This is a genomic window from Streptomyces sp. Q6, assembly GCF_036967205.1.
Lineage (GTDB): Bacteria > Actinomycetota > Actinomycetes > Streptomycetales > Streptomycetaceae > Streptomyces > Streptomyces citrinus.
The window spans coordinates 120737-133255 of sequence record NZ_CP146023.1; the positions used below are offsets into that span (position 1 = coordinate 120737).

At 69.3% G+C, this 12519-nt stretch carries 13 protein-coding genes; 5 read left to right on the plus strand and 8 right to left on the minus strand.

All coding sequences use genetic code 11. The features are described 5' to 3' along the window. Nucleotides 1-56: 56 nt before the first annotated feature. The 7 genes from V2W30_RS40130 to V2W30_RS40160 form a co-directional block, all read right to left on the minus strand. Complete coding sequence (locus tag V2W30_RS40130; RefSeq protein ID WP_338704106.1) at nucleotides 57-857, minus strand: SDR family NAD(P)-dependent oxidoreductase; 801 nt, start codon at nucleotides 855-857, stop codon at nucleotides 57-59. 386 nt (nucleotides 858-1243) lie between these two features. Continuing rightward, on the minus strand, nucleotides 1244-2554 hold the full coding sequence (locus V2W30_RS40135) for an MFS transporter (RefSeq protein WP_338704107.1): 1311 nt from the start codon (nucleotides 2552-2554) through the stop codon (nucleotides 1244-1246). 358 nt (nucleotides 2555-2912) lie between these two features. Continuing rightward, nucleotides 2913-3404 (minus strand): MarR family winged helix-turn-helix transcriptional regulator, encoded by a 492-nt coding sequence (locus V2W30_RS40140; protein ID WP_338704108.1) that lies wholly within the window; start codon nucleotides 3402-3404, stop codon nucleotides 2913-2915. A 332-nt stretch (nucleotides 3405-3736) separates the two neighbouring features. Beyond that, a complete protein-coding gene (locus V2W30_RS40145) occupies nucleotides 3737-5437 on the minus strand; it encodes an MDR family MFS transporter (protein WP_425244731.1) in 1701 nt (566 codons plus the stop codon). 14 nt (nucleotides 5438-5451) lie between these two features. Continuing rightward, a complete protein-coding gene (locus V2W30_RS40150) occupies nucleotides 5452-5907 on the minus strand; it encodes a MarR family winged helix-turn-helix transcriptional regulator (RefSeq protein WP_338704109.1) in 456 nt (151 codons plus the stop codon). An 84-nt stretch (nucleotides 5908-5991) separates the two neighbouring features. After that, on the minus strand, nucleotides 5992-7734 hold the full coding sequence (poxB, locus tag V2W30_RS40155; protein ID WP_338704110.1) for a ubiquinone-dependent pyruvate dehydrogenase: 1743 nt from the start codon (nucleotides 7732-7734) through the stop codon (nucleotides 5992-5994). Nucleotides 7735-7938: 204 nt separating this feature from the next. Then, on the minus strand, nucleotides 7939-8133 hold the full coding sequence (locus V2W30_RS40160; RefSeq protein WP_338704111.1) for a hypothetical protein: 195 nt from the start codon (nucleotides 8131-8133) through the stop codon (nucleotides 7939-7941). Nucleotides 8134-8269: 136 nt separating this feature from the next. Here V2W30_RS40160 and V2W30_RS40165 point away from each other — a divergent pair, with 136 nt between their 5' ends. Then, on the plus strand, nucleotides 8270-8521 hold the full coding sequence (locus V2W30_RS40165; RefSeq protein ID WP_338704112.1) for a hypothetical protein: 252 nt from the start codon (nucleotides 8270-8272) through the stop codon (nucleotides 8519-8521). Here the strand turns inward: V2W30_RS40165 and V2W30_RS40170 are convergent. Next, on the minus strand, nucleotides 8513-9271 hold the full coding sequence (locus V2W30_RS40170) for a TetR/AcrR family transcriptional regulator (protein ID WP_338704113.1): 759 nt from the start codon (nucleotides 9269-9271) through the stop codon (nucleotides 8513-8515). The genes V2W30_RS40165 and V2W30_RS40170 overlap by 9 nt on opposite strands. A gap of 112 nt (nucleotides 9272-9383) precedes the next feature. Between V2W30_RS40170 and V2W30_RS40175 the strand changes: the two genes are divergently transcribed. From V2W30_RS40175 to V2W30_RS40190, 4 genes are all read left to right on the plus strand, one after another. Further along, complete coding sequence (locus V2W30_RS40175) at nucleotides 9384-10970, plus strand: GMC family oxidoreductase (RefSeq protein WP_338704114.1); 1587 nt, start codon at nucleotides 9384-9386, stop codon at nucleotides 10968-10970. Between the two features lie 69 nt (nucleotides 10971-11039). Beyond that, nucleotides 11040-11519 (plus strand): acyl-CoA thioesterase, encoded by a 480-nt coding sequence (locus V2W30_RS40180; protein WP_338704115.1) that lies wholly within the window; start codon nucleotides 11040-11042, stop codon nucleotides 11517-11519. Then, nucleotides 11509-11958, plus strand: coding sequence for a GAF domain-containing protein (locus V2W30_RS40185; RefSeq protein WP_338704117.1), 450 nt, complete (start codon nucleotides 11509-11511; stop codon nucleotides 11956-11958). Before V2W30_RS40180 ends, V2W30_RS40185 begins: the two co-directional genes overlap by 11 nt. Before the next feature lie 67 nt (nucleotides 11959-12025). Beyond that, nucleotides 12026-12499: a DNA starvation/stationary phase protection protein gene (locus V2W30_RS40190; RefSeq protein WP_338704118.1), complete on the plus strand. Its 474-nt coding sequence runs from the start codon at nucleotides 12026-12028 to the stop codon at nucleotides 12497-12499. Nucleotides 12500-12519: the final 20 nt, after the last annotated feature.

The window sequence follows — 12519 nt, forward strand, 5'->3', positions numbered from 1 at the left end:
CGTAGACTTTTAATGTCTACGGGTGCAGACTTCCTCGCTCGGTCACGCCCGCCGCCTCAGTTCACGTAGCGGATGGTTCCGCCGTCCACGCGCAGCGTGGCGCCGCTGATGTAGCCGGCAAGGGGGCTCGCCAGGAAGACCACCGCAGCGGCGATCTCCTCCGGCCGCCCGAACCGGTTGGCATCGTTCGGCACCCAGCTCTCTGCCGCCGCACGCTCGATCTCCTCCCAGGTGTCGCCCCAGCCATGGGCGGGAGCGATCCGCCACAACAGGCTGCGCACCGACTCGGTGAGAATCGCACCGGGCGCCACCGTGTTGGAGGTGATGCCACTGCCCTTCAGCTCGCGCGCCAGGGACACCGTGAGGTTGTGGCGAGCCGCGAGCGAAGCGTTGTAGTGGGGTTGCGCCGCCATGGGCTGAGCCCCCAGGCCGCCCCCGATCTGGATGACCCGGCCCCAGCCGGTCTCACGCATGTGCGGAACGAGACTCTGGATCATCCGCACGCCGGAGAGCACGTTGCTCTGGTACGTCTCCGCCCAGATCTCCGGGGTGGCATCCATCCAGCCGACCTGGTCGTACGCGCCGGCATTGTTGACGAGGATGTCGATCGTGCCGCCACTCAGCGCCGCCTCGGCCACAGCCGCAGCACCTTCGGGCGTGCTCAGGTCTCCGATCGCCGCTTCGGCTTGACCGTCGCCGTCCCTGATGCGGTCGGCCGTTCCCCTCGTGCGCTCCTCGTCGCGGCCGTGCACGACGACGGTGGCCCCCTCGCGAGCGAGGGCTTCGGCGATCGCCTGCCCCAGCCCGGCGCTCGAACCGGTCACCAGGGCCCGCTTTCCGGCCAGTTGCATATCCATACGTATGTCCTTGCTGTTGTGGTCACTCGATTCGGAGTGTGCACCCGGGCAGGCCGCGGAAGTCGTGTGCAAGGTGTGTCCGCAGAAGGAGCTTACGCGTGCGACATGTGTTGCGGCGACCGCAAGAGGCCCCCCGGGGCAGTGAGCGCAGAGCGCGACAGCCGACGAAACGGCCCATCGGCGAATGGCGCTCCCCACGGGTGACGTAGCCCTGAAGGCGAAACATGTGTTCCGGTCGAGGTCGGACAACCGCCGCCCTCACAAACTGCCCCAAAGTGGAGGAAAGGCTCCATATTACCGAAGGTAGCCTTCCGCTTCAATTCGTGTTCCGCAGCCGCGGGCAGCGGGCCGTGTCCCGCGTCGCGTGAGCGGCGCCGCGCACACCCTCAGGACGCCTTGAGGGTGCGTGCTCCGGATGGGGTGATGGCGAGGAGGACAGCACCCAGGCCGAGCAGGGCGAAGGTGATGGTGTGCAGGCCGCCATCGGTGGCCCGGTCACCGAAGGACAGGCTGATCAGGCTCGACGACAGCACGGCGCCCAGGTAGGTGAAGGTGCGCATGAGGCCGGCGGCGACACCCACGGCCTCGGCGGGCGCCTGTTGATACAGGGCGGACTGGTTCCCGATCACGCCCAGGCCCGAGACGATCCCGAACACCATGGTGATCAGCACCAGGACCCAGACCGGCGTGGTCGCGGTGAACAGCAGCAGACACGCCGGACCGACGACGGCCGCGGCGGCGGTGCAGTACAGGGCCGGGCGGACCAGGTTGCGCCGGGCGAAGGGCAGGGAGATGAGGGCGGCGAACACGGACATCGGCAGGATCAGCAGGCCGACGCCGATCGCGGACAGGCCCCGCGTCTCCTGCAGCCACTGGGTCAGGCCGTACAGGATGCAGTAGTTGAGCAGGAAGGTGAGGCAGACGCGCACATAGGTGGCGCTCAGCGCCCTGTTCCCGGCAAGCATGCGCACGTCGACGAACGGACTGTCGGCCTTGCGCTCGAACATGATCAGGGTCGCGAGCAGCAACAGCGTGAGCGCGCACAGCGGCCAGCGCGGGTGGTGCAGGTCGTTGAGGAAGAACAGCAGGGACGCGATGGTGCCGGCGAACAGCACCATGCCTGGGATGTCGAGGGGGCCCGGGGGTGCGCTCCCCTCGGCGCGGGGTGGGTCGCGCGGCACCCAGGCGAGGGTCATCAGTACTCCGAGGACGACCAGGGGGACGTTGATGAAGAAGGTGATCCGCCAGCCGGCGGCCGCCGCCAGCAGGCCGCCCAGCGGTAGCCCGAGGGCCGAGGTGACCTGGGCGGCGATCGCCAGAGCGCCCAGCGTGCCGCCGGTCTCCGCCTCTGCGTGTTCAGAGGCCCACCGCCGCACGATCACCATCGCGGTCGGATAGCCGGCCGAGGTGCCGATCCCGAGGATGACGCGGGCGGCCACCAGGGTGGGCAGGTTCGGCGCCACGGTTCCCAGCGCTCCGCCGACCCCCACCAGGATCAGCCCGGCCACGAACACGCGGCGCGGGCCCAGGCGTTCGGCCAGCCGCCCCATGGTGGGCTGCCCGATGGCACTGGCGAGGTAGAGGGTCGACACCAGCCAGATGGTGGATGCCGCGCCGACGTGGAAGGTGTGGCCGATGGCGATGAGTGTCGTCGCAATGATCGAGCTGTTGATCGGGTTCAGTGACGAACCAAGCATCAGGGGAAGGGCGAACCGCCAGCCGGGGCCCGCGGCCTCGCCCCCTCCCCGTGGGCGCCCTTGCGCCTTTGCCACCGCGCGACAAGCAGCTGTTGCCTTGCGTATGTCCATGTGTCAATAGTACAGGCAACCTGAACAGGTGACCTGTATATGTGTGACGGAGAATTTTTCGCTCACTCACACGACGGACGTGGGGTCGACACCACCTATCGCTCCCACAAACAACGTCATGGCGGTCCATGGAGCGGGGTGAGCCGTGCTCCGGGCGTGCCTTGAAGCCGAAGGGACGTCAAGCGAGCCAAAGGACGTGAAGGCATACGAGGACGCAGCGCTGCGCTCTGACGTCAACGAACGTCGCTCACACGTCGGAAGCCCGCCCGGGGCCCCGGCGTGCCTCCGAGGGGACGTCCGAGTCGGCCAGGCGCTCCATGATCCTCATCAGCGCAGTCAGGCCCGCACGCTCCTCGGCAGTCAGGGTCTGATCGATCGCGGCGGTGAGCCATGCCTCCCGCGCCTCGAGCCAGCGCTCGGCTTCCTTCCGGCCGCGCGGGGTGGCCGTGATCAGCATGCGACGGCCGTCGCCGGGATCAGGCCTGCGCGCGACCAGGCCGTGCTGCTCCAGCATGCCGATGGTCTGAGCCATGGACTGCGGGCGCATGTACTCGGCAGCGGCCAGGTCGCTCGTCGTGGCGGGTGATCCATAGACCACGCGATGCAGCGCGGCCAGTTGGCTTCGGCTCCAGGGGCTGGCACCCATGCCTGTCTCCGAGCGAATGCGTCCGCGCAGACGGTCCATGGTACGGACGAGTTCCAGGGCCAGATTTGCCGATGGGTTGTCATTCAGGGCCACCACAAAATCGTACAGGTTACCTGTGCATTTTTGAAGCGGCAACGCCCGGACCTGCCGAGCCGGGGTGTTCCCGGACGGGGTCGAGACGGCGTAACGAAACGATCAAGAGCGCGCAGCACCCGGCGGCTTCACGAGTTCAACCTCAGCAACCCACGCGAGGTGCGCCTCAGGACCGGGCGGTCACCAAGTACATGGGCGCCCTCATGCGGCGAGACCTGAACACGTATCTTCAGAGCCGCTCCCCCATACGTACACATGCGGATTGTGTAATGTTCCGCGGCCGGCCGCCGACGGGAGACGATCAACTCGTCGGCGGCCGTCGGCGGAGGTCATCAGGCACTGTCCTGCCTACCGGTCGTGCCGGCGGCTGTGTTCCCCGCGTCCGCTTCGACGGCCAGGGCCGTTTCCTGCGGATCACCGGCCGGGGCACCGGCGATCGCCGTCTCCTGGCCCGTCTGTGCAAGGGCGCCGGCGGTGCGCAGCGGGACCTCCTTGATGAAGAGGGTCACCAGGAAGGAGATCAGGGCGATCGGCGCGACGTACATGAAGATGTTGCCGATGGCGTGGCCGTAGGCGCCCTCCAGCCAGGTGCGGACCGGGGTGGGGAGCAGGGCGAGGTCGGGCAGCCGGCCGCCACCGGAGGTCTTCGCGGCGGTCGCCCGGTCCTGCGGGGCGAGTTGGGTGAGGGTCTCGCGCGCGTAGTGGCCGATCCGGGTGGTGAGGACGGAGCCGAGCACCGAGACGCCGACCGCGCCGCCGAGGGAGCGGAAGAAGGTCACCGTGGAGGAGGCGGCGCCCAGGTCATCCGGGGACACCTGGTTCTGGGTGCACAGCACGAGGTTCTGCAGGGTCATGCCGACGCCGAGGCCCATCAGCGCCATGCACAGCGCGATGAACAGGTACGAGGTGTCGTAGCGGAGCATGCCCAGCAGCGCCAGCCCGGCCGTCAGCAGCACACCGCCCGCCAGCAGCCAGCCCTTCCACTTCCCGGTGCGGGTGATGTACCGGCCGGAGACCGTGGAGGCGATGAACAGGCCGGCGATGAACGGGATCGTCATGAGGCCGGACTTGGTCGGGGAGTCGCCGCGGGCCAGTTGGAAGTACTGGCTGAAGAAGACGGTGCCCGCGAAGAGAGCGACGCCGGCGAACAGTGAGGCGAGCGAGGCGAGGGCGATGGTGCGGTTGCGGAACAGCCGCAGCGGGATGATCGGTTCGCTCGACTTCGTCTCGACGTACAGAAAAACAAGGCCGAGCACGAGCGAGGCGCCGACCAGCGTGTACGTCTGCCAGGACAACCAGGCGTACTTATCGTCGGCGAAGGTGACCCAGATCAGCAGGGTGCAGACGGCCGCGGTGACGAAGAACGCGCCCGCCCAGTCGACCTTGGCCTTCCGCTTGGTCACCGGGAGGTTCAGTGTCCGCTGGAGCACGACCAGGGCGACGATCGCGAAGGGGATGCCGACGAACAGGCACCACCGCCAGCCGAGCCAGCTGGTGTCGGTGATGACCCCGCCGAGGAGCGGGCCGCCGACGGTGGCGACGGCGAAGGTCGCGCCGAGGTAGCCGGAGTAGCGGCCGCGTTGCCGCGGGGCGATCATCGCCGCCAGGACGATCTGGGAGAGCGCGGACAGACCGCCGCCGCCGAGGCCCTGGATGACACGTGCGGTGATCAGTGTCGCGGGGTTCGGCGCGAGACCGGCGACGAGCGACCCGACGGCGTAGATGGTCAGCGCCGACTGGACCAGGATCTTCTTGCTGAACTGGTCGGCGAGTTTGCCCCACAGGGGCGTTGAGGCGGTGACCGCCAGCAGGGACGAGGTGACGACCCAGGTGTAGGCGCTCTGGCCGCCGCCGAGGTCGCCGATGATCCTGGGCAGCGCGTTGGTGACGACGGTCGAGGACAGGATGGCGGCGAACAGGCCGAGCAGCAGCCCGGAGAGCGCCCGCATGATCTGCGGGTGGGTCATCGGTACGGCGTTGTCCGCCGTCCGTGTCCGGTCGGCCGGTACGCCGGCCCTGGGGGTGGTGGTCATGGGGTTTCTCGTCCTTACAGGGTGAGTGCGGGGATACGGGTGGAGGCGTCGTCGAAGCTCGCCCGGAGCCGGGACAGCAGCGCCGTGAGCCGGCGTACGTCCGCCTCGCTCCAGTCGCTCAGCCGCACGGCAAGCAACTCGGCGGCACGGTCGGACAGTTCGGCCAGCCGGTCCCGCCCCTCGGGGGTCAGGCGCAGGATGCGCGAGCGCCGGTCGGCGGGGTCGGGGCTGCGGTCGATCCAGCCCCGCTCGGCCAGGTGGGCCACGTGACGGCTGGTGACCGACATGTCGACGCCGAGCAGTTCGGCGAGCCTGCTGATGCACAGGTCGCCGTCGCGGCCGAGCAGCGCCAGCACCACGGCGGTGCCGCTGGAGCAACCGCCGGGTAGGGTCCGGTCCAGCTGTCGTCGTACGACGCCGACGGCGCTCAGCCGGCGGGTCAGCTCCTCGTACTGGGCTCTGTCGGCCACATGTGTCTCCTGTTGCGTCTCGTCTATTTCATTGCTTTAGGCAACCGTTTAATGGGGCTGCTCGGTCGCCCGAAGCAGCGCGTGTCAGCGCAGGATGCGGCGGGCCACGTTGGTGGTCACCAGGTCGAGCAGTTCCTCGCCGCGGCCGGAGAGGACGGTGCGGATCGCGTAGAGGGTGAAGCCCTTGGCCTGCTCCACCGAGACCGCGGGCGGCACGGACAACTCCTGGCGCGCCGTCATGACCTCGACCAACGCCGGACCCTCATGGGCGAACGCCTTCTTCAGCGCGTCCTCCAGATCGCCGGGCCGCTCAACCCGGCGGGCCCACAGCCCGACCGCGGTGGCGACCTCGGCGAGCTGCGGATTGTCCAGCTCGGTCGCGTAGTTGACGATGCCGGCGGCCTTCATCTCCAGCTCGACGAAATTGAGCGACCCGTTGTTGCAGACGACGATCTTGGCGGGCAGCCGGTTCTGCCGCAGCGTGAACAACTCACCGAGGAGCATGGTCAGTCCGCCGTCGCCGGACAACGAGACGACCTGACGGCCCGGATACGCCGCCTGCGCGCCGACAGCGTGCGGAAGGGCGTTGGCCATCGTGCCGTGGTTGAACGACCCGAGCAGCCGCCTGCGCCCGTTGAACGTCAGATAGCGGGCCGCCCACACCACCGGGGAACCGACGTCCACGGTGAAGACGGTGTCCTCGTTCGCGAGCCGGTCGATGGTCCGTGCGACGAACTGCGGGTGGATGGGGGTGCGTTCACGGTCGTTGACGGCGAGCGCGTCCAGTGACTTACGGGTGCGCGTGTAGTGGGCGCGGGCCTCATCGAGGTGGTCGCGGGCGGGCTTGGCGGTCTTGACGGAGAGCAGGGGCAGCAGCGCGGGCAGGGTGTCCCGGACGCTGCCGACGAGCGGCAGGTCGACATGCGTACGGCGGCCGATCTGCTCGCCGCGCAGGTCGAGTTGGATCACCTTGGCGTCCCGCGGATAGAACTGCCGGTAGGGGAAATCGGTGCCCAGCATGAGCAGGGTGTCGGCCTCCTCGATCGCCTTGTAGCCGGAGGCGAAGCCGAGCAGGCCGGTCATGCCGACGTCGTACGGGTTGTCGTACTCGACGTACTCCTTGCCGCGCAGCGCATGCACGACCGGGGCCTTGAGGGTCTCGGCGAGCCGGACCAGGTCGTCGTGCGCACCGGCCGCGCCGGCGCCCGCGAGGATCGTGACCCGCTGGGCGGCGTTGAGCAGTTCGGCGGCCTCGGCGAGTGTCTCGTCGTCGGGGCGGACGACGGCCCGGGTCGGGCGTACGACGGTGGGGGCGAGGTCCCGGGCGGTCTTGGCGAGGAAGTTCTCGCCGGGCACGACGACGACCGCCACTCCCCGGCGTTCCACGGCCGCGCGCATCGCCGTCTCCAGGATGCGCGGCCCGTTCTCGGGACTGGTGACGACCTCGGCGTAGACACTGCACTCGGCGAACAGCTCCTGCGGGCGGGTCTCCTGGAAGTAGCCGGAGCCGATCTCGCTGCCGGGAATCTGGGCGGCGATGGCAAGGACCGGCACCCGGCTGCGTTGGGCGTCGAAGAGGCCGTTGATCAGGTGCAGATTGCCCGGTCCGCAGCTGCCGACGCAGACGCCGAGCTCGCCGGTCAGCCCAGCCTCGGCCGCCGCCGCGAGCGCGGCGCTCTCCTCGTGCCGCACATGGACCCAGTCGACGCCGTCCGCGCGGCGGATGGCGTCCGTCAGGCCGTTGAGCGAGTCGCCGGGCAGACCATAGAGACGGTGCACGCCGGATGCCTTGAGCGAGGCGATGACGTGGTCCGCGAGGGTGGGCATGCGGGTTGCCTTTCGTCGGGTGTGAGCACGTACCTGATCAGTGTTCGGCAACGTGCACTCAGCACACATCCGTCGAATGACTGCGTGGGCGGGGCGGGGGCGGTAAGGGCTGCTGGGTCGTCCGACTGCCAGAAATGCCGAATTCACAGCGGGAAGCCCGCACCTTGTCGCGCAAGGGGCGGGCTCTGACGGGCTACGAGGGCTTTAGAGCCCCATGTCGAGGGCGAGACACGAGAAGGTGCGGTACGCGGCCGTCTCGTCGGGCGAGGTGTTCACTGCGCCGGTCGGCCCGGACTGCACCTCTTCCATCATGTCCTCGCGTCGGATGCGCTCGGGCAGCTTGCCGAAGCGTGCGCGCCTGACCGCTGCGGCGGTGTCCATGGTGGCTTCCTGGCTCATGGCCAGCCTCCACTTCGTCGATCGTGAACGGGCCCGTCGGCCGGGACCACTGCCAGCCTGCGCCCGCATCGCGTCACCTGTCAAGCCGGTGACGAAACGAGGGGCGTACTCCGGCATCACTCACCGTTCACATGTCATGGCGAACCTGCTGAACGTGCCGCGGCGCGAGAACTCGGCCTCGTCGCCTACGCCCACGGCGACGACGACCGCGCATACCGGGGGTCTGAAAGCCGAGTTCGAGGCGGGCGTCAGCCACTCGGCGCCGGAGTCGACGGCCCGCGCCGAGCGGGCGTGCAAGGGGCGGCATCCGGACGACCGCAGTCCCAGGCTCGTCATCGCCTTCCGCGTGGCTCCGCGGAACGCGCTGCGACAGCGGGACTCAGGCTGACGACCGTCCTCCCCGCATCCTCCGGTCGCCATCCGCCAGCCGGTCGAGCCACTCCCCCAGCAGGGTCCGCTCGCCGGGGCTCAGGAGCGCGGTGGCGTCCTCGTCGAGCACGGTGCGCAGGGACATGGCGCGGCTCGGCAGGGCGGCGTCGCCCGGGTCCCTCGGCGCCGGGAGCGTGAGCGTGTCAATCACCATCTCGCGGGCGACCTCGGAGGTCCGCAGGTCCCGGACGTCCTCGGACAGGCTCAGCAGCGTGATGGTCGTGCCCACTCCGACGGAGTGCATGACCTCGGTGGCACATTCGACACTCATCCGCAGCCGACCGGCCGCGGCGACCCGGGTGATCATGCCGCGCAGACCGGCGACGGCCCGCTGTCCGGCCCGCGGCAGATGGCCGGGGCGGACCTTCCCGTAGACGAGCCCGTAGTAACCGGGGTGTTCGAGCCCGAAGCGGATGTGCAGATCCCACGCGTCCCGCAGCGCCTGGACCGGGTCGTCGCCGGAGAGCAGTTCGGCCTTCACCTCCAGATAGCGCTTGAATCCGTGGTCCGCCACTTCCTCCAGCAACCCGTCCTTGTCACCGAAGAGCCGGAAGATCGACGGCGCCGGTACGTCGGCAGCGGTGGCGACGGCCCGGGTCGACACCGCCGCCAGGCCGTCCTCCTCCAGCAGCCTGGCGGCGGCCAGGATGATTCTCCGCCGCGCCGTGAGGCCGTGGTGTTCCATGTCCGCACGTGTCTCCGTCGTCATGAATCGACGGTATCAGTACATACGTATCACTGGTTCGATCGGTGATACGTTTGATGGCGCATCGCCGACACGTCTAACTCGCATGTGGGTATATCGAAGGAGCTTCACAGCCATGGACCGTCAGCACTCAGCAAGTTCCCCGTCCGCTGCCGACCCGGAGTATGTCGCGAACCAGGCGTACGACGTGATCGTCGTCGGCGGTGGCTCGGCCGGCTGCGTCCTCGCCGCCCGACTCACCGAAGAGGCCGACGTCCGCGTCCTGCTCCTGGAAGCCGGCGCCGCCGCGGCCGACATGCCGGAGTTCATGGCCCACCCGCCAGCCTGGCCCGCCCTGGGCGAAACGTCGGCCAACTGGGGCGACACCACCGTCCCCCAGCATTCCGGCTCCGCCCTCCACGAGCCCGGTCCCCGCGTCTTCCTCCCGCGCGGCAAGGGACTCGGGGGTTCCTCGTCGATCAACGCCATGGTCTTCGCCCGCGGCCACCACACCAGCTACGCCGACTGGAGCGCCCACGGCGCCAAGGGCTGGGCCTTCGACGACCTCCTGCCCTACTTCCAGCGCACTGAGACGGCAGTCAGCGGCGCCCCGGGGCGTGGCACCAGCGGCCCGCTGACCGTCGCCCCGATGGCAGCGCCCAACGAGGTCCTGCTCGCCTGCCTCGACGGCGCGGTCGAGACGGGACAGCGCCGGGCACACGACATCAGCGGCGGCCTGGAGGAGGGCTTCGCCCCGGTCGACCTGAACATCGTCGACGGCCAGCGGCAGAGCGCCGCCGATGCCTACCTCACCCCCGCCCTCGGCCGCACCGGCCTGGACGTCGTCACGGGGGCGACAGCCCACCGGCTGCTGTTCGACGGCCGGCGCTGCACGGGCGTCGAATTCGGTGTCGACGGCCGTGTCTTCACCGTGCGAGCTGCAGGCGAGGTCGTCCTCGCCGCCGGCACCATCGGCTCCGCCCAGCTGCTGCTGCGCTCGGGCATCGGCCCCGCGTGGGAGTTGCGCAAGGCCGGTGTGGAGCTCTTCCACGAGCTGCCCGGCGTGGGTAGCAACCTGCACGACCACCCCCTCATCAACATCGTCCACAGCGCCAGCCGTACGGTGCCCGCGTCGCGCGGCAACCACGGCGAGATCATCGGTCTGCTGCGCAGCACGCCCGAACTCGACGGACCCGATCTGCAGATCATCTTCGTCGACGTCCCCTTCCCGAACCCGGTGGCCCCCGTGGAGAACGGCTTCACCATCGGGGTCTCGCCGCTCAGGCCGTACAGCCGGGGCACCTTGCGGATCACCTCCGCCGACCCGTACGCGCGGCCGGTGCTCGACCCGGGCTACCTCACCGACGAGCGGGACGTCCGCGCCGTGCTGTCCGGGATCGGGACGGCGCGGACGATCGCCCGGTCCGCGGCGCTGTCTCCCTGGGGTGGCGAAGAGATCGCCCCGGGCCCGGACGTCACCGGTGCCGAGGCGCTCGCCTGGTACGCCCGCACCTCCGTGACGTCCTACTGCCATCCCGTCGGCACCTGCGCGCTGGGCGAGGACGAGGTGTCCGTGGTGGACTCCAGGCTGCGGGTGCGGGGGCTGGAGGGGCTGCGGGTGGCGGACGGTTCCGTCATCCCGTCGATCCCGTCCAATAACACCAACGCGACCGTGTACGCGATCGCGGAGCGCGCCGCGGAGTTCGTCCGCGACGCCGCGTGAGGCTATCCTCGTTCATATGTGTTCACACATGTCTGCCTACGGGTGAATGACACGACCTTAGGAGCAACGATGAGCGCCACCTCCCATGTCACCGCCGACGCACCAGGTGCCGATGTCGGCGTTCTGATGCCTGTGGTCGTCCACTTCGACGACCTGGACCAGATGGGCCTGCTGCACAACGGTCACTACCAGGTGCTGGTCGAACGGGCGTGGGGGTGGCTCTGGCGGAGCAAGGGCGTGGGCGGCACGAGCGGAATCGAAGGGGACGGCTTCAACGCCGCCAAAACGTTCGACATCACCTACGACCGCCCCGTCGCCGGCGTCGGCGAGTATGCCGTACACCTGTGGATGCAGCGCCTGGGCACCACATCGGCCACCGCGGGCTACCGGGTGTGTTCAGCCGACGGAAAGGTGACATACGCCCACGGCAGCCGTACCGTCGTTCGCCTCGACAGCGCCACCATGAGGCCCACTCCGTGGTCGGGGCGAGTCCCGGAGATCGCCCGGACCCTCGGCCTGCCGGAGGGCGAGGACCACCATGCCGGATGAGTCGACGAGCGCCTGGCTACGCGATCTGCTCGACCGCCACGGGGCCGTCGCCGGGACTGTCCACGTGGTGCGGGACGACGTGCTGCACATCTCGGCAGCGCACAACATCCCGCCCAAGGTCCAGAAGATCACGGCGCGCATACCGCTCGGCAAGGGCATGGCGGGCCTGGCCTGGGAGCAGGACCGGCCGATCCAGACCTGCAATCTCAAGGAGGACGACAGCGGCGTGGTCAAGCCGGGGGCCGGGGCCGTGGATGGCAAGGCCGCCGTCGCGCTGCCGGTGCGCGGCGCGGACGGCACGGTACGGGCCGTCGTCGGTCTCGCCTGGCTGGATGAACGCGAGCTGACCGAGGGCGAATTGACGGAGCTCGACGCCGAGGCGGAGTCGCTGCCCAACCCTGCGGTCTTCGTCCCGCGGCCCCGACAGTCAAACGACTGATCCCGGACATGCCGGCGGCTTCCAGACTGATGGCACAGGCGACCATCAGGAAAGGAACCGCACACCCATGACGGTCATCAACAGCCCATTGCCGGACCAGGATCGCGAGATCGCGGGCAGCGCCCTCCAGGCAACCCTGGTGGATCTGCTCGACCTGTCACTGGTGGCCAAGCAGGCGCACTGGAACCTGTACGGGCCGCGCTTCCGCTCCATTCATCTACAGCTCGACGAGGTAGTCACCACCGCGCGCGAGTACGCCGACACGGTGGCCGAGCGTGCCGCCGCGCTCGGCGTCAGCCCGGACGGTCGGGCCAGTACCGTCGCCGCCACCAGCGGGCTGCCCGCGTTCAAGGCAGGCTGGACGAAGGACGTCGATGCCGTGGAGGCCCTGGTCGAGGCGTTCTCCGCGGTCATCAAGCGGGTGCGGGAACGCATCGAGGCGACTGGCCCGGCGGACGCGGTCACGCAGGATCTGCTGATCGGCCTGACCGCCGCCCTGGAGAAGCAGAGCTGGATGTTCCAGGCCGAAAACCGGAACTGAGACAGGCCCGGTCCAGGATC

Coding starts and splice junctions, on each gene's coding strand:
- V2W30_RS40160 (WP_338704111.1), bottom strand. CDS start 8,133: ATGAGCCAGGAAGCCACCATGGACACCGCCGCAGCGGTCAGGCGCGCA.
- V2W30_RS40165 (WP_338704112.1), top strand. CDS start 8,270: ATGGCGAACCTGCTGAACGTGCCGCGGCGCGAGAACTCGGCCTCGTCG.
- V2W30_RS40175 (WP_338704114.1), top strand. CDS start 9,384: ATGGACCGTCAGCACTCAGCAAGTTCCCCGTCCGCTGCCGACCCGGAG.
- V2W30_RS40190 (WP_338704118.1), top strand. CDS start 12,026: ATGACGGTCATCAACAGCCCATTGCCGGACCAGGATCGCGAGATCGCG.
- V2W30_RS40135 (WP_338704107.1), bottom strand. CDS start 2,554: ATGCTTGGTTCGTCACTGAACCCGATCAACAGCTCGATCATTGCGACG.
- V2W30_RS40145 (WP_425244731.1), bottom strand. CDS start 5,437: ATGACCACCACCCCCAGGGCCGGCGTACCGGCCGACCGGACACGGACG.
- V2W30_RS40185 (WP_338704117.1), top strand. CDS start 11,509: ATGCCGGATGAGTCGACGAGCGCCTGGCTACGCGATCTGCTCGACCGC.
- V2W30_RS40170 (WP_338704113.1), bottom strand. CDS start 9,271: ATGACGACGGAGACACGTGCGGACATGGAACACCACGGCCTCACGGCG.
- V2W30_RS40180 (WP_338704115.1), top strand. CDS start 11,040: ATGAGCGCCACCTCCCATGTCACCGCCGACGCACCAGGTGCCGATGTC.
- poxB (WP_338704110.1), bottom strand. CDS start 7,734: ATGCCCACCCTCGCGGACCACGTCATCGCCTCGCTCAAGGCATCCGGC.
- V2W30_RS40130 (WP_338704106.1), bottom strand. CDS start 857: ATGGATATGCAACTGGCCGGAAAGCGGGCCCTGGTGACCGGTTCGAGC.